This is a genomic window from Labilibaculum manganireducens (assembly GCF_002843385.1).
Lineage (GTDB): Bacteria > Bacteroidota > Bacteroidia > Bacteroidales > Marinifilaceae > Labilibaculum > Labilibaculum manganireducens.
On the sequence record NZ_MVDE01000014.1, the window covers coordinates 1 to 22,766 of the forward strand.

The following is a 22,766-nucleotide window of genomic DNA, read 5'->3' on the forward strand; positions in this document are numbered from 1 at the left end:
ATCAATTACTAATGGATAGATTTTTAATTGTGTTTGGGATAAACCCAAACACGAAGAAAAATAAAGAAAAAGTCAGGCAACTCAATAATTTTGGTTTAATAGCTGCATAAAACTTAACGAACTATTGTTAAGAGATTATAGAAATAAAAAGAAAATGAAAACATTATTTACATCAAAAGTAGAGCAGGCATTCCATGAATTATCAGGAGTGCAGGAAATTACAGCCAAAATACCTTATGTAACGGTTGATAATTTTCCAAAATTGGGTTTGATGACTTCACTTCGTTTTTTGGAGTGGGCAGAACAAAATCCTCAGGGAGTAATTAGTTTGCCAACCGGTAAAACTCCGGAGTATTTTATCAAGTATACTCAGTTTCTTCTTGAGAATTGGAACAAGCCTAAAGGAATCGAAATCCGCAGTCGGTATGGACTTGGGAACATGGCAAAACCAGATTTGAGTGGTTTGCAGTTTGTTCAGATTGATGAGTTTTACCCGATTGATCCGCGCCAGCACAATAGTTTTTACAACTATGTGATGAAATACTATATTGAAGGTTTTGGCTTGGAGAAATCCAATTCGTTACTGATTAATTCAGAGGAAATTCCATTGGTGGACAATAAGCATTTTCTGGAAGTTTTTCCTGATTACAATATTGATTTGTCGCTTCGTTACCGCGAGGCAACAAGTGTTGTGGAAGAGATGCAGCAGAAATCAATTTTCATGATTGATAACTGGTGTACTTCTTACGAGCAAAAAATCCGCGATAAAGGCGGCATCGGGTTTTTCCTGGGCGGAATTGGTCCTGATGGTCATATTGCCTTTAACACCCGTGGATCGGATCATTTTTCGACTACACGGTTAACAAAGACAAATTTCGAGACGCAGGCGGTTGCAGCAGGCGATTTGGGCGGTATTGAAGTATCAAGAAACCGTTTGGTAATAACCATTGGCTTGGATACAATCACTCACGATCCAAATGCTGTTTCCATTATTTTTGCTGCAGGCGAAGCTAAAGCTGATATTGTAAAAGGATCACTGGAAAGCGAGCCTGATGCGATTTATCCGGCTTCGGTACTTCAGCGTCAGAAAAACAGCCGCTTTTATTTAACAACGGGAGCGGCCTGTAAATTGACCGATAGCGTGAACCAATTTTACAAAACAGGAGATTGGACAAAGGCAAAAAGTGAAAGAGCGGTTATCGATCTGTGTCAGAAAATCAATAAGTATGGTCATCATTTAACTTTGGAAGATTTAAAGGCTGATCCTTACACCAGTCAAATTCCTGATTTGAATGAAGGAACTGTTCAGGCTGTGATTGATTCCATCAAAAAGAAGTTGGAAAAAGGGATGAAGCCTGATACCAACGAGGTAATTTACCATACCGGTCCGCATCATGATGATATCATGCTGGGAATTATGCCATATACGAACCGCCAGATGCGTTCGGCAACTAATGATGTTCATTTTTCTGTTCTTACATCCGGTTTTACCGCAGTAACGAATGGTTTTGTTATAGGTGTATTAAAAGAGTGTCAGGAATTTATCGCCAAAGGTGAAATTCAGATGCTGGAATATCCTGATTTCTTCGAGGTAGGATTCAGTAAGAAATGGGATAAAGATGTATATCATTTCCTGAATTCGGTTGCAGCCCGAAATCAAAACGGAAAGCGAAGAGGTTTGTGTCATCGTGTAATTCGTGCTATTGTTGAAACCTGGAAAGTAAACAGCAAGGAACATCTGAATGAGACAATTGCTTTTATTATTGCAGATTTGGAAAGCAGTTACGATGGAGGTAAAAATTCTCCTGAAGTTCAGAAAATGAAAGGGATGATTCGTGAGTTTGAAGAAGAGTTGGTTTGGGCTCATTTCGGTACTCCTGTAAAAAATGTTCATCACCTGCGTTTGGGATTCTATAAGGGGGATGTGTTCACCGAAACACCTGAAAAGAACAGGGATATGCTTCCGGTTTTGGAGGAATTCAGAAAATACAAACCCACAATTATTAGTTTGGCTATGGATCCGGAAGGCAGTGGACCGGATACACATTATAAAGTATTGCAGGCCATTGCAGGAGCAGTTAAGGAGTGGAAAGAAGAGGAAGATTTATCGAAACTTCGAATTGTTGGTTACCGAAATGTTTGGTTTAAATACCATCCTTCCGAAGCCGATGCTATTGTTCCGGTTTCTCTAAATGCTCTTGATGTTATGGAAAACTCATTTACCGAAAGTTATTTAAGTCAGGTGAATGCATCTTTTCCAAGCTACGAGTACGATGGCAAATTCAACGAGCTGACACAAAAGGTTTGGGTGCAGCAACTGAAACAAATTCAGTTGCTTTTAGGCAAGAATTTCTTTTACGAAAATAGTCATCCATTGGTACGTGCTACTCATGGTTTGGTTTATATAAAAGAGATGAATGCTGAAGAGTTTGTGGCTATGGCACAAGACTTGGAAAAAGCAGTTGAGGAAAATCCGTTTTAAGTACCACACATAAATACCTCAGGATCGGGGGAGTATTCTCCCGATCCTTTTTTTTTGCAGTGTAACGAATAGATCGGAAACAGAATAAAATGAGTTGGATTTCTTACTTTTGCGGAAGTGTACCCCCGCAATCGGACAATATAGAGGAATTATTGTTTTGCATGCAGCAAAAAAGTCCCCTTTAGGGGATTTAGGGGTAAAAAAGATAAACCCGACACGATACCGTTTCTCATATTTAGTATGAAACGTCCATGTCAAAGCGATTTTGACACACAGGGAGATGATTATTCTCAGCTTGGTAATTCCGAAAGCTTTCGGAACCATATGGCAACTTAAAAACAAATAATAAACAGATGAAAAGAGATGGAATTTAAGAATATGATACATTTTATTTTTAGGAAAACAATAGTCGTAGCACCACGACAGCAGTGGTCGTAGCACCACGACAGCAGTGGTCGTAGCACCACGACGGTAATGGTCGTAGTACCACGACGGTAATGGTCGTAGTACCACGACGGTAATGGTCGTAGTACCACGACGGTAATGGTCGTAGTACCACGACGGTAATGGTCGTAGCACCACGACAATTTTTTGTATTAAAATCAATTGGAATGACAGATATAGCAATAGGTATAGACATAGGAGGAACCAATACAGTTTTTTCGTGTATTGACGCAAACGGAAAATCATGGGGAAATGGAACCATTCCTACTCAGGAGCAGGAACGATTCGAGGATTTTCTGAATGACTTGTGTGATTCAATTGATAAGACGATTGAAGATTCAGGTGAAGATTTGAAACTAATTGGAATAGGTATTGGAGCTCCCAATGGAAATTACCATACCGGTACCATCGAAAATGCCGCCAATTTACGGTGGAAAGGATTGCTGGAAATTTCCCGTTTGGTGAAGGAACGCATGAATGTACCTGTAAAATTGACCAATGATGCCAATGCTGCCGCTTTGGGTGAGCGTATATTCGGAGGTGCCAAAAACATGGATGACTACATGGTGATTACTCTGGGTACAGGTTTGGGAAGCGGCATTGTTGTAAACGGCGGCTTGCTTTACGGACATGATGGATTTGCCGGAGAAGTCGGACACATTATTATGCGGCCCGAAGGACGGGAGTGCGGCTGTGGACGAAGAGGTTGCCTGGAGACTTATGTATCGGCTACCGGAGTAAAACGAACTGCATATAAGATGTTGGCGAAGCATATGGGTGATAGTTCTTTGCGGGCAGTTCCGTTTAATGATTTAACTGCTAAAATGGTTGCTGATGCGGCCAATAACGGAGACCTGTTGGCGATGGAAGTGTTTGCCTATACCGGAAAAATGTTAGGGGAAGCTTTGGCAAATGTGGCTTCGGTAACCAGTCCTAAAGCTATTTTCTTTTTTGGAGGACTGGCAAAAGCAGGCGAGCTTCTTTTTGAACCCGTTCGTGAGGCAATGGAGAAGAATTTACTCTTTCTGTATAAGAATAAAATCAGCCTGTTGCCTTCAGAATTAGGCGATGATGCGGCAGTTTTAGGCGCAGCCGCTTTAATATGGAACGATCAGGCGTAATGATTCCAATAAAATACTGATTGATATGGCCGTTTCACAATGTGGTGAAACGGTTTTTTACTTCGGACTACTTCCTGGTTTGGGTATTTCTTTTGAAACAGCAACAGGCCCAATCACATAAGTTTTTGGTCCCAAATACAAATCAGAATTCATCATTTCGTCCCAGCTTACTTCTTTTCCGGTATAAGCAGCTATTCTTCCCATAATACCGGTAAGGGTTGATGCTGCAATTTGGAAAGCCTCATTTACCGGATTGCCGGTTCGAATGGCTGTAAGCAAATCAATAAGTTCCTGATCGTAAGGGTTTGTTGCCAATCGGCTTAGAGTAGAGCCATTCCCTTTTCGGGGATAATCAAAAGTCCATTTTACCGATCCGTCAGGATTGTATATTGTATTTTCACAATTTGTACTTCCCTTGCTGCCTTGAATACGATCAGAAATTGAATTGCTGCAATCATTAATCTGACGGCACATGCTGTGGTAATGGATATCTTTATCGTACACAAAATCGACACTGAACATGTCGTACTGATCGCCGGTAATTCTTTGCTGCCGGGCACCAAAACCAAGAGCCTTTTCGGGATGTTTGCCTACAAACCAATTCACGGTATCTAAATTGTGAACATTTTGTTCTACAATATGATCGCCCGAAAGCCAGCACCAGTTCACCCAGTTTCGAATCATATTTTCCAGCTCAGACCAATCGGCCCGGGGATTTCTGTGCCAGAGTTTACCCACATTGTAATAGCTGTTAGCCGATACAATTTCGCCGATTTCTCCCTTGGCTACCTGTTTAAACGTTTCAATGTAATCCTGCTGATGACGTTTTATCGTTCCGGTTACTACCGATAATCCCAACATTTTAGCCTTTTCGGCAGCTACCATTACGGAACGGACACCAACCGGATCAACAGCCACAGGTTTTTCCATGAATACATGCTTTTTGGCTTTTACACAAGCTTCGAAATGTTGTGGTCTGAAGTGCGGAGGCGTTGCAAGAATCACAATGTCTATGTCGCAGTTCATCAGTTTCCCGAAGGAATTGATACCTGAGAAACACTTGTCGGGAGAAATTTCAAGTCCCTTTTGTTCTTTTATTTTCAAACGACAAGCATCAATACGGTCTTGAAAAACATCAGCCAGGGCCACAATTTCAACATTGGGTCCGGCATTCAAAAAGTTTAATGCGGCACCCGTTCCCCGGTAACCACAGCCAACAATACCAGCTTTTAAAAGTGGTCCATCAGGAGCTCTGTTCAACATGGGAGGAAAAGTATATTCTCTCTTTTTGCCCGATTGACAAGAAGTTAGAAAGGGACTAATTCCAATGGCACCTATGATTCCTGCAGCGGCAGCATTGCGCAGAAAATTTCTTCGGCTGTTGTTGTAATCATTGCTATTCATATTGTCGGAGAGTAAAAATGAAGATTATTTGATTCTGTTGTTCTGATTTTCCTGAGGCCATTCGCAAACTACACGGAAACCAACATCATTGCAATCGGAATACCACCAGATGCTTTTGGGGATTTGAGGATCGGTTCTCATCCATTTATCATGTTCGGTATGATCTTTAAAGTTCCAAAGCAGTTCGTGCACAGAGCTTTTAAATGATCCTCCTTTGATTATATACTCGGTTTTCCGATCTATTCTTACCGTATCAAGGCAAAATTCCCGAACATTACCCAGCAGGTTTACAATGCCAAATTTGTTTGGCAAAACCTCTTCCGGCAAACCCGTTTTTCCATTGCTGTTTTCTTTCCAAATCACGTAATTATTAATTTTACCACCCGGTTTTTTTAATAGATTCAGAACAATGTTTTTTGCTGTATAATCTGAAGTTTTACCACCAAAAAAGAATTCTTCATTTTCATTGGTTCCGGTAGCGTATTCCCATTCTGCGGCCGTTGGCAAACGGTAAGTTTTTCCGGTTTTTTGAGAAAGCCATCTGCAATAAGTATTTGCAGCATGCCAGGACATGGTAATTGCGGGCCGGTTTCCCATTCCCCATCCTTGCGAAGGATCTCCAAAGGGTGGGGTTGCTCCTGAAATGGCATCAACATCAGTATTGGTTTCGGTACGGCCTTCCGATTCAGTTTCGCGAAGGAATGCCTGGTATTCATTCCATGTTACCTCTGTTTTAGCTATAAAAAAGGATTTATTCAATTCTTTAACTATTGGCAGAGCGATCATTTCAAAAGCAATCGAAGTTCCAGGGATTTGTTCTGTGAAATTCTTGAAATCGCTTACTTCGGCAGCCTTGTTGTATTTTATTTCAGTTTGTGAGGATTTTAAAAAATCGAAGTTTCCAATGTGCGATTTCTTTTCACCATGCCCAACACCTAAATGGCAATTGAAACAATCCAAATCAGCTTTATTGTTTTTATAGTAAAGATGTGCTTCATCTCCTTTCTTTGACAAGTGCAGGGGAAATAAATTTTGGTGACAGCTGATACAGGATTCTGTGAACGTATGATGCTTTGCTTTTTCCAGAGTGGATTTTTCGGTCCAATTAATCTTGTTCATATCCTTACACCAATAGGAGTAAAGGTCTCTTGCGCCTGCTTTTATTTTTTCAGGCCAATAAGCCATATGTTCTTTGGGTGGTAAATGGCAATCAACACAGTGAACGGTAACACCACTTTTATTGTTGTGATGAGATGATATTCTCCATTCATTATCGGTATTGGAATGCACATGACAAGACATGCAGTATTCATCGGAGGAACTCAAATGATCAATTCCCTTAAGGCCTGTAACAAATACAAGAGCAAAAAGGAAAGACGAAAGTATGAACAGAAGAAATTTGTATTTACGGAGGGACTTATTCATCAGAAAATCAATTAATCAATATCCGGGTTTAAATTATCTGAAGAACTCAACGCTTTGTATTCCAGTTTGTATTGCTTAGGTGTTTTTTTATATTCTTTCTTGAAACATTTGGAGAAATATTTCGGATCATTAAATCCTACTTTAAAAGCAATTTCCGAGATAGTTAAATTGTGATTAAATAGTATAGGAACGGCTTTTCGCAATCTGAATGTGCGGACAAAATCGACTAGTGTTTTACCTGTTAAAGATAGAAATCTTCGGTAAATGTTGGAATAGCTCATGTTTAAACTCACGGCTAGTTCTTCCAATCTAAATTCCGGATCTTCAAAATTATTCTCTATTTCCTGAAGAACCGATTCTATGAACTTCTCATCCGGAGATTCTATTTCAAGCTCTTTGCAATCTGTAAGAATCTCAGCACGATATTGTTCTATTACTCTTCTTTGAGCGTCTAAAATGTTGTTTACTTTTAACAAGAGCTCTTTTACATTAAATGGTTTGTTAATGTATTCAATAGCACCAAATTTCAGCCCTTCCAGTTTCGAGCTTGTCGTATTTTTTGTTGTCAGTAATATAATTGGAATGTGACGGGTGCATTTTTTCTCTTTTAAATTTTTGCAGAGTGTAATTCCGTCCATAATCGGCATCATTACATCACTTAAAATGATATCAGCCTTGTAGTCAGACAGGCAGGAAAGAGCCTCCTGTCCATTTTGAGCAACTCTTACATTGTAGAACATTTTAAAGCTATCTTCCAAAAACAGCAGCATTTCATAATTGTCTTCAACAATCAAGATGTTTTTTTTGTTTTCATCAGGAATTAATTCTCTTAATTCCTGAGTGATATTTGAAGGTAGAACCGGAGTTTCATTTATTTCTTCCCTGCTGGATTCATGATAAGCAAATTCGTCCTGTCCGAAATGCTGATTACCAGTTGGTATTGAAATGGTAAATGTTGTTCCTTTATGGAGTTCAGATTCAACAGAGATTTCCCCTTTGTGCAGGAGAATTAATTCTTTGCTTAAGGCCAGTCCTATTCCTGTTCCTCCAATTGCTTTTCCATCTTTCGATTGATAAAACAGATTAAAGATATTTGTAAGTTCATTGCCTGGAATACCAATACCGGTATCGGTTATTTTAATCTCTGCTTTTCTTTCTTCAATATTCTCAGTAACGGCGATTGTTATTTTTCCTTCCCGGGGAGTAAATTTGAAGGCATTGGCCAAAAGATTGTAAATCACATGCTCCAGTTTTTGCTGATCGTACCAAAGCATAATTTCTTCTTTTTCAACTCCTTCCACGTTAAAGTCAATTTGCTTGAATCGGGCTTGCTCCATAAAAGAAAGAGCTGTTTTATGAATATCTTTAATAATGTTATTCTCGCTGACGCTGATTTTTAATTTTCCCAATTCCTTATTTCGTATTGTCATTAATTCCATTGCAATCCGCGACAATCGGTTCGCATTGTTCTTAATAACCTGCAGGCGCTGTCTAAGCAGTAAATTCCCCTCTGCGCGTTCAATCATGTTTTCGATGGGCGATAAAATCAAGGTTAGCGGCGTTTGAATTTCATGCGACATTTTTGCAAAGAAATTCATCTTCAATTCATATAATTCCTTGTCCTTTTCATTTTGAAGTTCTTTTAAATACAGTTTTTTCTTTAATCGGGCCCACATAATGGAATAACGAATGATAAAAAAACTGATGATTAAAATCAGGAATGTATAAATCAAATAAGCCCACCATCTTAGCCAAAACGGAGGAAGAATTTTAACCTCTATTGTTTGTGTCTGAATATCCCAAACGTTTCTTTTGGTTCCTGCTTTTACTTCAAACGTATAATTGCCGTAAGGGATATTGGTATAAGTGGCCACCCGCATGTTTTCGGTTGTGATCCAATCATTATCAAATTCTTTTAGCCGGTAGGCATAAAAATAGTTTGGATCCAGATGATCGTTTATTACTGAGAATTGAAAAGAAAAAGAGGTCTGTTTGTGATTGAGCGTCAAAGTTTTTATTTGTTCGATACCTGCTTTCAGTTGTTCCGGAATTAATTCTTCTGCATCCCGGTTCACAATTTTAAGCTGATTAACGCGAAGGCGTAACTCCTTTTTTGTTTTTTTTATTCGGGAGGGATCAAAATGATTTAATCCTCCCACACCTCCAAAATAGAGGATCCCATCTTTATCTTTGGCAGCACTTCCCGAAAGAAAGCGATCTTTTAAAGTGCCGTTTTTCCAGGAATAAAAATAACTGCGGCCCGCCGCAAGATCCAGATGAGAAATACCGTTTACCCGTGAAACCCATAAATTTAAGCTGTCTGCAGCAATCACAGCTATTACTCCGTGAATTTCTTCATTACTAAATCCGGTAATAGGTACCGTTTTTTTCTCTTTAGTACTGAATTTAAGTAGTTTGGAATAAGAATTTACAAAATAGAGATTGCCGTGATCATCTGTAGTACCGTGGCTGATACTATTCTCAGGCTTATTTTTAGTGTTTACTAATTGAAAAGGGATGAAAAAGGAATCTTCCAATTTTTTTTCCTCTTGAAATAAGAACAATCCACCGTCAATCATTCCTATCCAAATCTGATTGTTTTCATCTTCTAAAAAGACCTCTGCGATACTTCCTTTAAGGCCGTTTTTATTGTGCGGATAAAAGGCTGTTTGTTTGCCGGATAGTGAGTAGACAGATATCCCCACGTTACTGCCAACCCAAATTCTGTTTTTATTGTCGATAAATAAAGACCTGATATCTGTAGCCATCTGTCCGACCTTATTTACTGCTTTTATCGATGAAAATTTATTTGTCTTTGTATCGTAAAGGAGCAATCCGTTAAGGTAAGTTCCAATCCATTTGTTTTGGTTTTCATCCTCAACCAGGGCTTGAATGTAATTCCCTGTCAGCCCATTGGCTGTGTTGGTTTTTGCAGCAAATTGCTGAACTGCCTTTCCCGTTTTATCAATTATGGTGATTCCTTCTCCATCGGTACCAATCCATAGATTTCCATTGCCGCATTTTAAAATGGATAGAACCCTTGCCGGGGAACCCGAAAGACTGCCGCTGTAATATCCAAAAGTTGATGATTCACTGGGTAATATATTGATATTGCCATAATTTGTGAAGACCCAGATATCATTGTTGTTTGTTTCTCCCAGTCCTATAATTGTATTGCTCTGTAATGAAAATTTATTGGTTTTCGAATGAGTGTATCTTCTTACTTCTTTTGTTGCCGGATTCACCTGATACAGTCCGCCTCCGTCAGTACCCGCCCAAATGATTCCCTTGCTGTCGCGGAAAATGCGGATGATCATATTGGTTGGAACAAAATGTGAAGCTTTGGCTTTGTTGTGAAAATGATCGTAGGTTTCTGTTTCCGGATCGTAAGAAAATAATCCGTAAAGTTCTGTTCCAATCCAAAGATTTCCATTTTTATCAGTTGTTAAGATAGTGGTGTTGAATGGATTATTGAAAGGGCCTTTTAGTTCGGTAAGTTCCCGGGTTGATGTATTTCCCTTAAAGATTCGTCCTTTGTTGGTACTGAACCATACAATATCGTTTTTTCCTTCTGTAATGGATGTAATGGTTTCATTGGATGAGTAAATGTCAAATCGAATAATTGTTGAATCGGCAAGAGACTGACCGATTACTGTTCCGAAATTGCTGCCCAACCAAATTCCCGACGAACCAACGTATACAGATTCCAGTGTTTGATGTTCTGCTAACATGGTGATGTTGGAATATTGCGGCGAAAATTTTTCTGATGACATCAGTTTGGAAATCGAGCCTTTTTTAGATACGCACCAAATGTCTCCCCGGGAATCTTTTAATAAGCTGAGAATTGAGGCAGCAGATGCTTCCTTTCCAAATATTTCGCTGTTTGAATATTGGCGGTAATCATATCCGTCAAAGCGCAGAATACCCGTGTGCGAATTAAGCCACAGATAACCAAGTGAATCTTCTGCTACACTTGTGGCAATGGTTTGCTGTCTCCCTGATTCTGCTCTTACATGAATAAAATTCGTTGATTCATCTGCGTATGAAAAGAGATACGTAGTACAAGCCAGTAATAGTAGAATCAGTTTAGCTGCAGGTGAATTTTTTCTCAACATGATGTATCTGTTTCTAAGTTCAGGTACAAACAAAAATAGACATCTGTTAGAAGCCTTCCAAGTAGAATTCAAATAAAATTGATTGAGTGGATGTGTGTAAGTGTCTTAAAATTAACAGCATGGGAAAATGTCTACCACTTAGCCTAAAATATCCACTTTTTTATAAACACGATTCTTCACTTTTGATACTCACGAGATCTGCGACAAGAATTAACTAACCTGAATTCTTGTTGATAGACGTGAAATTATTTTTTATTCTAATTTAAAATAAACCTCTATGAAAAACATTTTGTTGACAATTTGCTTGTGTGTATTGGGTTTTGCCTTATATGCTCAGGACGATGTTGTAAAAGGAAAAATTTTGGACAGTAGCGGACTCCCTCTTCCGGGTGTTAATATTATTGTGAAAGGAACGACAAACGGAACTTCTACCGATTTTGATGGAAATTATGAATTGAAATGTGCTATGGGAGATGAGTTAATTTTCTCTTTTATGGGATTTAAAACGCAGACGATTACAGTTACTTCTCGGACTGTTAATTGCACTCTTTTGGAAGATACTGAAATGCTTGATGAGCTTGTTGTAGTTGGTTATGGCGTGCAGAAGAAGTCTAACATGACTGGATCTGTTACGAACATAAAAGCAGACGATTTAAAAACGGTAACAACTCCGAATATCGCAAACATGCTGCAGGGAAAAGCGGCAGGTGTTTATGTGAGTGCAAATTCCGGACGACCTGGAGCTGCACCTAGAATCAGAATTCGTGGTAAGTCTACATTATCAGGTAGTGTAGATCCTTTATGGGTGGTTGATGGTGTGATTCAGGCTGAAGCACCGGATTTAAATGCTCAGGATATTGAATCGACTACAATTTTGAAGGATGCTTCGGCAACGGCTCTTTATGGTTCACGTGCGGCCAATGGGGTTGTGCTGGTAACTACCAGATCTGCTCAGGCCAATCAATCTAAAATATCAGTATCAGTTAAAACCGGAGTTAGTGATTTGTCATTGGGGAATTTCTCGATGATGAATGCTGCTGAAATGACTGATTACATTAAATCGTTTGGGAACGGATATGCCGATTTGGATTGGTTCACAGAAGATGCTCAGAATGTTGATACCGATTGGTTTGATGAAGGAACCAAATTGGGTGTTGTGCAGGATTATGGCATTTCATTTAGTGGCGGAAATGATAAAATGAAGACTTATATATCGGGTAATGTGTACGATGAGTCAGGTGCTGTTAAGGGATACGATTATACCCGATATTCAGGAAGAATGAATGTGGATTATAAAATTCGTGAATACCTTACTTTGCATCCTAAAATGAGTTTCACCTACAAGGATATTGAAGACAAGCAGCAAGGTGTTAGCGAAATGTTTCTGAATATGCCATATGATCGTCCAAGAGATGACAATGGCAATATTATTAACCCTAAGGATGAGGCTGTGGGTTGGATTGGGCGTGACAGAAGTAATTCCATTTACGATTTACAATGGAATTATTCTGAATCTACAACACTCAAATTATCTCCTTCATTAGGATTTGATGTGAATATTGCACCGGGTTTAACCTTTGTGTCATCTAACAGCTTCGATTATCAGCATCATAATTCCATGTCTTACACGGATCCCCAGTCAAGTTCAGGACAAAATGATGGCGGTTCTATTTCGAACTACCACTGGAAAAGTTTAAACCGATTTTCGAATCAGTTATTACGATTCACAAAATCGATTGATGAACATTTTTTCACTGTAATGGCAGCATATGAGTATAACAACTATGAATGGTCTACAACAAAAGCACAAAAAAATGGTGTTGTTTCAGGGACAAGTATTTTAGATGCTGGTGCTGAAATGAAAAATATTGAAGGTTCTAAAGATCATTACGCTTTCAAATCCTATTTATTCAATGCTAACTATTCTTACTCTTCTCGCTACATGGCTCAGTTCTCTTTCCGTAGGGATGGTTCATCTAAATTTGGTGAGGATACTCGGTTTGGTAATTTTTATTCGATTAGTGGAGGATGGAATATTCATAACGAAGATTTCTTTGATATTAAAGAAATTAATGTTTTAAAACTACGGGCCAGTTATGGTGTTTTAGGTAATACGCCTGGAGATTATACAGTAAATAACAAGAGTAATTACCATCCAAGTAAGGAGCTGTATTCGATTACCAATCAGTACAATGGGGTTCCTGTTATTTCGGCCAACCAATTGGGCAACGACGATCTAACCTGGGAGAAAACTTACAGTACCAATTTTGCTGTTGATTTAAGAGTTTTTGATCGTTTTGATATCAATATGGAATATTATATCAAAGACACTAAGGACCTTCTTTATTATGTATCTCTGCCTGCTACATCTGGTTTTAACGGCTACTGGGAGAATATTGGTGCTGTTAAAAATAAAGGTGTTGAGTTTATGATTGGTGCTGATATTTTTAAGGCTAAAGACAATAATTTTGCATGGCATATAGATGCTAATGTTGGTTTTAACACCAATGAAGTTCAGGAATTGTATGAAAATAAGGAATTCACATCAGGAAATAAAATTCGTCGCGAAGGGGAAGATATGGATACCTGGTACATGCGCAAATGGGCGGGTGTAAATTCTGAGGATGGCAAACCTCAATGGGAAGTAATAGGTGAGGACGGAACCACTTCGTTAACCAGCAATTACAATGATGCCACCAATCAGATAGTTGGTGCTGCTTCACCGGATTTCTTTGGTGGTTTATCTTCGGTAATGTCTTATAAAAACTTTTCGTTGAATATGAATCTTGATTTTGTATCAGGAATTGATATTTACAATTCAAGTCGCGAATTGTATGACAATGATGGTGCTTACGCAAGTTTTAATTCAATGTCGTTAAAATCAGGATGGAGCCGTTGGACTAAACCTGGTGATATCGCAACGCATCCGCAAGCTTTAAATGGAGGAAACAGTCTCTCCAATAAAACATCATCGCGTTATCTGGAAAATGGAAGCTTTCTTAAACTTCGTAATGTGACCTTAAACTATTCATTTGCTGGATGTAAAGAAAAATCACTATTGAATAATTTGAGCGTTTATGTTTCTGCAGAAAATCTTTTGACAATTACTGATTTTTCTGGTGTTGACCCTGAAGTCGGAAATGAAGATTCAGAAGGAGAAACATCTCAATATGGAGATTATGCTATTCCAAGAAGATTTATGTTTGGTTTCAATTTCTCTTTTTAGAGGAATGTGTTTGCTATACGTAACTGGGATCTAAATAAAAAAATGAAACAAGCATGCCAATTTACTCCTGTTGAGGAGAGATTATTCATGCAACTTTCATAGGATAAAAACTTGAAATTTAAATCAAATGAAAAATATATATAAATATTGCCTGGTTTCTATTTTGGTTCTCGGCTTTAGCTCGTGTGAGTTGGATATGGAGCCTTATGAAACAATAGAAAAAGATGCTGTTTACTCATCGGAAAATGCACTGGAGGCATTAACTCTAGGGAATTATGCTATTCTTAAAGGATCAGGAATTGCTGATGGTTACTCATGGGTGAATAATTACTTCCGTTTTGGAGAGTATTCAGGCGATAATGTAGCCTTAAGTGGTTCTACTACTGATCCTTTATTTTATACATATAACTATAAGCGTCAGGTTAAAGGCTACAGAAAACAAGCCGTTTGGACAGCTGCTTATAAAGCGATTGTAGGGTGTAATATCGTAATTGATAGAGCCGAAGAGGGGGTAAATGCAGACTTGGATAATCTTATCGGACAGAATTATTACTTAAGAGGAATGCAATATTTCTACCTGACTTCATTGTTTGGTCGCCCATACGGTCAAAGCCCGGAAACAAATTTAGGTGTACCTATAAAATTATCGACCGATGTTGATGATCAACCTTTGCGTTCAACAGTAAAGGAGTGTTACGAGCAGGTTGTTTCCGATTTAAAGAAAGCTGAATCTTTAATGCAATCAGAAAAAACTGCCAGTTATGCTACAAAAGAAGCTGCACAAGCTTTACTGTCTCGTGTTTACTTGTATATGGGTGATAACGATAATGCAATTGCTTATTCCGATTTAGTAATCAATTCGGGTCGTTATTCCTTATTATCGAAAGATGATTTTAAGAAATACCCAACATTCACTCCTGACGAAAATCAGGAAACAATTTTTGCTTTACGATTTGTTAATGGTGCTGATAATTCAGGGGCAGATGATGATTGGTATGCATTTTCAGGAATGTATGCTGCCGTTGATGCGCAAGGAAAAGCTTCATTGGATGGTTCTGGCTGGGGTGAGCTGTATGCTTCTGTTACCTATAGGGATATTGTAGAGGAATGGGCTGATGATGCACGTGCTTCCTTTGTAACTTCAATGGTTTTAGATAAAAATAGTGAAGACCAGTGGGGAATATGGTATGGCTTAAATTCGTATAAGTCTACCGATTCTGATGGACAGAAAAAGCTGAATGGATTGCTTTTTCATCAGGATTCGGTGAGTGCAGACCGCACTATTTTGTATCAGAAATTAGCGCATACAAACGGGACTGTAAAATTAGAGGTGCCAATTATTACTGAAGTGGACTCTAAAACAGGAGTAACAAATTATTCTGTAAAACCTTATCAAATCAATTCTGAAACAGGAGCGACTCAATTATTGACATCTTTTGTAAAATTACGCATTAATCAGAAATTGGCTACTCGTCAAACCTATCCTAAATATTTTATTACCAAATGTTCGGGACAGGAGAATAAAGGTCATTTATGGTCGCCGGTTATTTCACGTTTGGCTGAAATCTACTTGAATAAGGCCGAGGCTTATGCTAAAAAAGGTGATGTTGCTAATGCTCTTCTTAATGTGAATATGGTAAGAAGCAGGGCAATTGGTTCCGAAGCTGAATATACTGCAGCTGATCTAACAGCAGGAGTCAGCATTTTAGACTTGGTTCTTAAAGAGCGTCGTTTGGAATTAGCTTATGAAGGACATCGTAAATTTGATGTTTTTAGAAACAATAGAAATTTGAATAGAACTTATCCGGGAACTCATCTTCGTGGTAACGATCCGTTCTTTGAAGTAGATTATAATTCCAATGTTATTATAGAATACATTCCAGAGAATGAAATTTTAGCTCAGCCTGATTTACAGCAGAATCTGTAAACAAATCATTTCAGGAGAGGTTTTTTTAACTTCTCCTGAAATATTTTATAGAATGAAAATTATTTAGTTGTGGACTTGGAGCGTGAGACGAATTAAAAGTGTAAAAAGATATAATGAAGATTAAAATATATTCAAAACTAATTTTATTGTTGCTTACTCAGTGTTTATGGGCATGTTCTTCTTGTTCTAAACTAGATTCTGATGCAAAGACAAATGATGAGGCACTTTTGAGTGAATTGAAAATTATTGTTCCTCTCTCGGGAAATGCCTGGCTGGTTGATGATATCTCTTTAAATGAAAGCATGATTTCTGATCAGGGTCTGAAAAACTGGACAAAGGAAACATCTCTGATCAGAACTTTTGTAAGAGTAGATGCAACAGGAGAGTTGTGTTTGGGACTAAATGCCAAAGCGCTGAAAGGATCTTCAAAAGTGAAAGTAACAATTGGAGATGAATCAAAAGAGATTGCAATTCACAAACAGGAAATGGGTGTTATTCCTGTTGGATGTTTCAATGTTTCACAGAAAGGATATGTTCAAATCGATATACAGGGCATTTCAAAAACAGATTCTCATTTCGGTGAAGTATCCCAGTTACTGATAGGCGGAGAAGCAATAGCAGCAGGGACCTATTTTGTAAAAGACGATTTTTACTGGGGACGACGTGGTCCTTCTGTTCATTTGGGCTACGAAATTCCTTCTGACGCTGGTGATATTGAATGGTTTTATAACGAAATTGAGGTGCCTGAGGGAAATGATCTTGTTGGTTCGTATTATATGGCGAATGGTTTTGGTGAAGGCTACTTTGGAATTCAAGTGAATTCCGAAACAGAACGCAGAATCTTATTTTCAGTATGGAGTTCTTTTAAAACAGATAATCCCAATGATATCCCGGAAGATGAGAAAATTAAGCTTTTAAGAAAAGGAGCTGATGTAAAAACGGGTGAGTTCGGTAATGAAGGGTCTGGAGGTCAGAGTTACAGAATATACGATTGGAAAGCCGGAAACAGATATCGTTTTCTGTTGGGTGCTAAACCAACTAATGATAATTGTACAGATTATACCGCTTACTTCTTTGCACCTGAAATTGGTAATTGGGAGCTGATCGCCAGTTTTCGACGGCCAAAAACTTCAACATATTTAACCCGACCACATTCATTTCTTGAGAATTTTATGACTGAAATGGGACAGTTTACCCGTAAGGGAACTTATTTAAATCAGTGGGTGAGAAATACTGAGGGAACGTGGTTCGAAATGACTAAGGCAACATTTACAACAGATGCTACCGGAAGTAACGGCGCACGATTGGATTATGATGGCGGAAAAGAAGGGGATCATTTTTACCTGAGAAATTGTGGCTTTTTTAGTGATAATGAAACATCCAACACATCGTTTACGAGAACAGCTAATGGAACAGCACCAGCTATTGACTTTTCTAAATTAGAAATCCCCTCCATTTCAACTCAAACCTTAATGGACAGAACAGGATGGACAATAGTAGATTTCAGCACACAGGAAGATCAAGGAGGCGAAGGAGATACAGGTCGTGCTGCCGATGTGCTTGATGGAGACGAAAATACTTACTGGCATTCGTGCTGGTCGGGTTGCACTGCAGCAGCTCCTCATCATATTACCGTTGATATGGGACAAGCCAATACTGTAAATGGTTTTTGTTTTACACAAAGACAGAATCTGTCCAGAACGGTTCAGGATTTGGAAATACAAATAAGTGATGACAATGCATCTTGGGAAAGCCTGGGAGATTTTGTCCTGGAAAAGGCGACGAACCAGCAAACTATCGAACTAAACACAGCAAAAACATTCCGGTATTTTAAGTTCATTGCTAAAGTATCTCATGATGGAACCGATAATGCTGCTATGGCAGAAATTGCGGCTTTTATCGCAGAATAAGTTGAAATTGTAGTAAGAGGCCGTCCAAAATTTAAATTTGAGTCGGCCTTTTTTACCAATTTAATTTCAAAACAGACTTTACTTAAAATGAATTAATTTTTAGCTGTATCGAGGCAAAAAAGTAAAGCACAGCCATGTTACGATGCATCTCTGCTTTTGCCAGACAATATCCTGAACCTTTAAAAAAGCAATTCTATTTGATACCACCAAAACCGACCGCTCACAACAGCTGGCGCGCGAGCTTTTCGACCTGTTGAACAAGGTTGACGGCGTAAAAAACAGCAAAAACAGACCGGAAAAACTAATGCGCGACAGAGCCTGCACCTACCTGAAACAATTGGTCGACGAAATTCGTGCCTATGGCAAGTACGCCTTCTGGAACGACGAAGAGAAACAAAAGAGGTATTCGAGAGAGTATCAAAGAAAGGTTTACAAGAAATACACTGAGGCAAAAGCAAGTAAAAATATGCCAAAACCACTACAATAGTTGACTTGTTTACCAATAGGAGCACTTTTTTACCAATAGGAGTTAATTTTTGCCAATAGATTAGAATCGCCAAGCAATAGAGTGTAATTTATTCCAATAGGAATAGTAATTATCACAATAGACATATAAAATTAGCAATAGACATATAAAGAATGCCGATAGCAATACCAATTCAAGCAACTGGAATCATTTTTTTAATTACTGCATACAACTGAAGAAAAGGAAATACCCCGAGCGAGAGCTTGGGGTGTTTTTTTATTTTGCATGATAAGGCAAAAAGCTCAGCTTATTTCCTGCTTATTTAATTTGATTCTGCTTTGCTAAACAATATTGATTTTATAATTTAGTAAACCTTTAACAAGAGCATGTAAATGAGCTGAAATTTACACTCATGTTTCTACTCAAAATATTAGTCTAATTAAGAATCCGATTAATGACATTTTTAGTGATTCATCATAATATGTGTACATTACTGCCCTATATGGGTCGGTAAATACACTTTTTAAAAAAATATAAACGAAATAAAGCCCATTGCTTTATTTAGGAGTTTATGGGCAAGCTAAAAAGAGCATCGTGCTAACATCAAACGATAAAAGAATCTAAAATGAGTGATAGTTTAAGAGATATTGCAAATCAGATTAATCAAATGTCAAAAGATTACGAGTTTGGCACTCTTCAAGATATTCGCAAGGATTTAAAAGGATTAAAGAAAAAAGCCAACAGCAATATTTTTGTGGACGACTCAAAAACTATGACTGACACTTGGGCTTTCCACTATGGTGGAAGGACTGAACTTCAATTTAATATCGGATTTGAGGATGAAGGATTTCGATATGGATTAGCATTTTCACTAGAACCAAGCCAAAGATTACCAGATATTAATCTTTTAAAACCAAAAATTAAAAAACTTAATGCTTTGTATGAGGAAAAACCTGAACTTTTTTCGGATTACAAAATGTGGTATTGGCAAAATGGAGAAAGGAGTGAGATATTTGATTTTAGAAAAATAAGTTCTGACCTCATCCAAATTGGGACTTTTATCTTTTTCGGCAAATTAGTTGAGGAGGGTAAACATGACTATGGGGTAATCCTCAATACTTTCGATAAAATGTTGCCCATTTATACATCTGTAGAAACGGAGATTCCAGAAACTAATGTTCAAAACACAAAGACCTGTGTGTTAAAACCTATAATGTGGAATACAAACAATTACAAAGGTCCATCTGGATTTATAAGTGCTGGTGGATTTTCAAAAGATTATGGTTATGGACATGAAGAGTGGAATAATGATAATAAATGGATTTGGCGAAATTACAAAGTCTTTCATACAGAGAGTAAACCTAAATTACTGGAATATTCAAGTGATGGTAACTTATGTATAGTAATGATTGCCTCATTTGATAAAAATCAATATGCTGTAGGTATTGCAACGAATGTATATCATAACGAGGATGAGGAAAGAAAATTAATAGCGACTGAACTAAATACTTTTGATAACTATAATCAAGTATGGCAACAAGATTCAGTTAGAATTGCTTTCGACAACGATAAAGAAAATTTCCTTAAGCATTGGCAAAAGAATTATACATGGGTTCAATGGAAATGTCCAATTGAAAATTATTATTGGTTTGAAAAACCTATTTTGCTTAATCCGCATGATTTTTCGGATAAAGAAAAACTGATTTCTATGCATGGTAGTTATCAACGAGTATTGCCACAACAAATTTTGCAGACATTATCAAAGTATTTATCAGATAAAGCAGAAATAATTGATTGGTTAACTTCTGGCGAATTTGATACTGATTGGTTAGCCGATACGGCAAAAGTTAGTTCAAATGCAAAATTAAGAAAGAAATACTCTGGAAGTGGAGCCAATGCTCCGACAACGAAATCATTTTCTTATTGGGTGAAAGGACAACGAAATATTGAACCTTTACACGCAAAATTGCAAGCACTTTTTGTAAAACACCTTTCTAAAAAGGGCATCAGCTATGAGGAAAACAAAGACTTCATTGATGTGCAATATAAGCATGGGACTAAATTGTATTATTGTGAAATTAAACCTACTCAGAATATGGACAGTAAATATGCTATTCGTATTGCGGTTGGACAATTATTAGAATATCAATATTTCAATCAAAAAAATGCAAATTTGGAAATTGTTATTAGTTCAAAGCCAAAAGATTCCGAAATTGACTTTGTGAAATCATTAAATATGAGGTTGACTTATTTGGATGAACTAACAAATGAATTTATAACAGAATAAAGCCAGCCCATGTATAAAAATAATAGCCGATATAGTAGTAAATTCAAGGGTTGTAGCCCGCTTCAACTTTCTTGTAACCTGACAGGAAGGTGCCACGAAATCGGCTACTATTCTTATACTAAACGTCAGACTGTCTAAAAAGCAAAGCTTGACAGTGATTTATATAAGTAGTAGTCTGTAAAAATGAATAAATAGGAGAATCTAAGCAAGTTAGTTTAGGTTATTAGACAGACTGACGTTGGCAACAAGGCTAAAAAACGACAATGACACAGCAGATAAAAATAATAACGATTTTGACTTTGGGATTTTTGATATTTGACTCTTGTTCTGTATATAGGTCTGAGACTTGTATCGGCAAGATTGGAAATTTGAATTATGAAAACACATATATCAAGAAAAACAGGTATGAAGGAGTGATTTTTTCAAAAGACTATATTGGATTAATGAATAGTTCGGATAATAAATTCACTCCAACACAGACTGATATTGATTCCGCCGAAATAGTGTTAAGGAAAGGAATTAAATTAATTAATGTAAATAGACCTAATCAGTTTGACAATTGTCCAGTGATTGATAGAAAACTTGGAAAATATATAAGACAGTATTTCGGATACATTGACACAAACGGAGATAAAATAATATTCATCAATTGCTTTTGGGATAAAAAAGGATTTTATGGATTCATTGACAGAATATTTTACAAAGAACCTGACGATACAAAATGGAAAACCGAAGAAAAATATGTTTTGGACGGTTGCAGTTATTATTGGTCGATTAAGCTGAACTTGACTAAAAAGACACTATATGATTTTGGTGTAAATGGAATTGGATAAAAGACAGATGAACAAAGCCCAGTTGCCAACACGCGGTATAAAAAATTGCCGGGACAGTAGGTTATTTAAGGGTTGTAGCCCGCTTCAACTCTTGTGTAACTTGACAGGAAATTGCACGCAATCGGCAACTTTTCATACCGCCAACCGTTGGCAACCATAAAAAAGACACTCTGCAAAATTGAAACGATTTGATTAAAGATTCTAAAAATAAAATTATCGGAATTACTATCTTGATTGTAAACATAATCTGGACAGGAGATTGGATTTGGTTATTCTACGGTTATCACTTTACTGGTAATCTATGGCTTTTTATGTATCCTGATTGGATTTTGATAACAAACATGATATTGGGAATAGTGGGAATTATAATTGGAATAAACTTGATTAAAAATAAGTTTGGAATAAAAAAAGCCTTGATTATGGATATCCCTCTCTTGATAATTGGATTTCTAATTTCTTTCATAATCCCAATGTGATTAATAATTAATTGCCGAATTAAACATGAAAACAATTTTGATTACTTTACTGGTTCTTTTAAATGTAAATTCATGCAAATCTGATAAGTACAAGCTTATTGAGAATGATGATTTAAAGAGTGCCTTTATAATGAATTCATCACCAACTTTTAAAGGATATTTCTATATGGGTTCAGATTCTGACTTTCATTATTTTGAGAGTAGATGGGATTTACAAAAAGATAGGTGCTTCAAGATTCGTAAAACTGATTTGATAGTAAATGAACCGTTTGACTTCAAAGCAGATGAGTTAAGAATTGACCTTTTTGACAATACTAAAGCTATATTTGGAGAGAATATATATTGTAAACTTTATATAGTAGATAAATAATTACGTTTGCCAACACATGGTATAGTGTATGCGGGTTTTAGCGGTTTTCGAGTGTTGGTGGCTCGTAAAAAAAGTCAGTGTAACCTGATAGGAAATCACTTCGAAATCCCGCACGACACCATACCATCAAACGTTGTATGCAAGTGTGGAAACCTTTAGCATTAAACTTTGACTCTTTGAATAAAGTTCGGTTCTAACTTGATGGGAATTTTGTTTTTTTCTCCCTCCCACAAAAGAAAATCCACCCACAAACAGCACATTTGCAAACCGCTGCAAGCCA

Annotated in this window: 13 protein-coding genes; 10 read left to right on the top strand and 3 right to left on the bottom strand. The window is 37.4% G+C overall.

Features of this window, described 5'->3' with window-relative positions; genetic code table 11:
- Window positions 1–154: 154 nt before the first annotated feature.
- Window positions 155–2,482 (top strand): glucosamine-6-phosphate isomerase, encoded by a 2,328-nt coding sequence (locus BZG01_RS10585; RefSeq protein ID WP_101309810.1) that lies wholly within the window; start codon window positions 155–157, stop codon window positions 2,480–2,482.
- Window positions 2,483–3,093: 611 nt separating this feature from the next.
- Window positions 3,094–4,047 carry an ROK family protein gene (locus BZG01_RS10590; RefSeq protein WP_101309811.1) on the top strand — a complete coding sequence of 318 codons (954 nt, stop codon included), beginning with the start codon at window positions 3,094–3,096 and terminating at the stop codon, window positions 4,045–4,047.
- 57 nt (window positions 4,048–4,104) lie between these two features.
- Here the strand turns inward: BZG01_RS10590 and BZG01_RS10595 are convergent, their stop codons facing one another.
- Genes BZG01_RS10595 through BZG01_RS10605 form a run of 3 tightly spaced genes read right to left on the bottom strand, consistent with a single transcriptional unit; the run spans window position 4,105 to window position 10,991 of the window.
- Window positions 4,105–5,451 (bottom strand): Gfo/Idh/MocA family protein, encoded by a 1,347-nt coding sequence (locus BZG01_RS10595; protein WP_143470882.1) that lies wholly within the window; start codon window positions 5,449–5,451, stop codon window positions 4,105–4,107.
- Between the two features lie 24 nt (window positions 5,452–5,475).
- On the bottom strand, window positions 5,476–6,876 hold the full coding sequence (locus BZG01_RS10600) for an SUMF1/EgtB/PvdO family nonheme iron enzyme (protein WP_101309812.1): 1,401 nt from the start codon (window positions 6,874–6,876) through the stop codon (window positions 5,476–5,478).
- 11 nt (window positions 6,877–6,887) lie between these two features.
- Window positions 6,888–10,991: a hybrid sensor histidine kinase/response regulator transcription factor gene (locus BZG01_RS10605; protein ID WP_101309813.1), complete on the bottom strand. Its 4,104-nt coding sequence runs from the start codon at window positions 10,989–10,991 to the stop codon at window positions 6,888–6,890.
- A gap of 277 nt (window positions 10,992–11,268) precedes the next feature.
- Here BZG01_RS10605 and BZG01_RS10610 point away from each other — a divergent pair, with 277 nt between their 5' ends.
- The 8 genes from BZG01_RS10610 to BZG01_RS10645 all read left to right on the top strand — a co-directional run bounded on the left by BZG01_RS10610 (window position 11,269) and on the right by BZG01_RS10645 (window position 22,486).
- Window positions 11,269–14,217 (top strand): SusC/RagA family TonB-linked outer membrane protein, encoded by a 2,949-nt coding sequence (locus BZG01_RS10610; protein WP_101309814.1) that lies wholly within the window; start codon window positions 11,269–11,271, stop codon window positions 14,215–14,217.
- A gap of 127 nt (window positions 14,218–14,344) precedes the next feature.
- Window positions 14,345–16,144 (top strand): RagB/SusD family nutrient uptake outer membrane protein, encoded by a 1,800-nt coding sequence (locus BZG01_RS10615; RefSeq protein ID WP_180327285.1) that lies wholly within the window; start codon window positions 14,345–14,347, stop codon window positions 16,142–16,144.
- Window positions 16,145–16,257: 113 nt separating this feature from the next.
- Window positions 16,258–18,054, top strand: coding sequence for a DUF3472 domain-containing protein (locus BZG01_RS10620; protein ID WP_101309816.1), 1,797 nt, complete (start codon window positions 16,258–16,260; stop codon window positions 18,052–18,054).
- Between the two features lie 253 nt (window positions 18,055–18,307).
- Window positions 18,308–18,541 carry a hypothetical protein gene (locus tag BZG01_RS10625; protein WP_101309817.1) on the top strand — a complete coding sequence of 78 codons (234 nt, stop codon included), beginning with the start codon at window positions 18,308–18,310 and terminating at the stop codon, window positions 18,539–18,541.
- Window positions 18,542–19,145: 604 nt separating this feature from the next.
- Complete coding sequence (locus tag BZG01_RS10630; RefSeq protein WP_101309818.1) at window positions 19,146–20,807, top strand: hypothetical protein; 1,662 nt, start codon at window positions 19,146–19,148, stop codon at window positions 20,805–20,807.
- Between the two features lie 263 nt (window positions 20,808–21,070).
- Window positions 21,071–21,640: a hypothetical protein gene (locus tag BZG01_RS10635; RefSeq protein WP_101309819.1), complete on the top strand. Its 570-nt coding sequence runs from the start codon at window positions 21,071–21,073 to the stop codon at window positions 21,638–21,640.
- A 188-nt stretch (window positions 21,641–21,828) separates the two neighbouring features.
- Complete coding sequence (locus tag BZG01_RS21555; protein WP_101309820.1) at window positions 21,829–22,116, top strand: hypothetical protein; 288 nt, start codon at window positions 21,829–21,831, stop codon at window positions 22,114–22,116.
- Between the two features lie 25 nt (window positions 22,117–22,141).
- Window positions 22,142–22,486: a hypothetical protein gene (locus BZG01_RS10645; protein ID WP_101309821.1), complete on the top strand. Its 345-nt coding sequence runs from the start codon at window positions 22,142–22,144 to the stop codon at window positions 22,484–22,486.
- The last annotated feature ends 280 nt before the right edge of the window (window positions 22,487–22,766 follow it).

Excerpts from the sequence above, each read along its gene's own strand:
- BZG01_RS10600 (WP_101309812.1), bottom strand. The coding sequence starts at position 6,876 with ATGAATAAGTCCCTCCGTAAATACAAATTTCTTCTGTTCATACTTTCG.
- BZG01_RS10590 (WP_101309811.1), top strand. The coding sequence starts at position 3,094 with ATGACAGATATAGCAATAGGTATAGACATAGGAGGAACCAATACAGTT.
- BZG01_RS10605 (WP_101309813.1), bottom strand. The coding sequence starts at position 10,991 with ATGTTGAGAAAAAATTCACCTGCAGCTAAACTGATTCTACTATTACTG.
- BZG01_RS10630 (WP_101309818.1), top strand. The coding sequence starts at position 19,146 with ATGAGTGATAGTTTAAGAGATATTGCAAATCAGATTAATCAAATGTCA.
- BZG01_RS10635 (WP_101309819.1), top strand. The coding sequence starts at position 21,071 with ATGACACAGCAGATAAAAATAATAACGATTTTGACTTTGGGATTTTTG.
- BZG01_RS10595 (WP_143470882.1), bottom strand. The coding sequence starts at position 5,451 with ATGAATAGCAATGATTACAACAACAGCCGAAGAAATTTTCTGCGCAAT.
- BZG01_RS10645 (WP_101309821.1), top strand. The coding sequence starts at position 22,142 with ATGAAAACAATTTTGATTACTTTACTGGTTCTTTTAAATGTAAATTCA.
- BZG01_RS10585 (WP_101309810.1), top strand. The coding sequence starts at position 155 with ATGAAAACATTATTTACATCAAAAGTAGAGCAGGCATTCCATGAATTA.
- BZG01_RS10620 (WP_101309816.1), top strand. The coding sequence starts at position 16,258 with ATGAAGATTAAAATATATTCAAAACTAATTTTATTGTTGCTTACTCAG.
- BZG01_RS10615 (WP_180327285.1), top strand. The coding sequence starts at position 14,345 with ATGAAAAATATATATAAATATTGCCTGGTTTCTATTTTGGTTCTCGGC.
- BZG01_RS10610 (WP_101309814.1), top strand. The coding sequence starts at position 11,269 with ATGAAAAACATTTTGTTGACAATTTGCTTGTGTGTATTGGGTTTTGCC.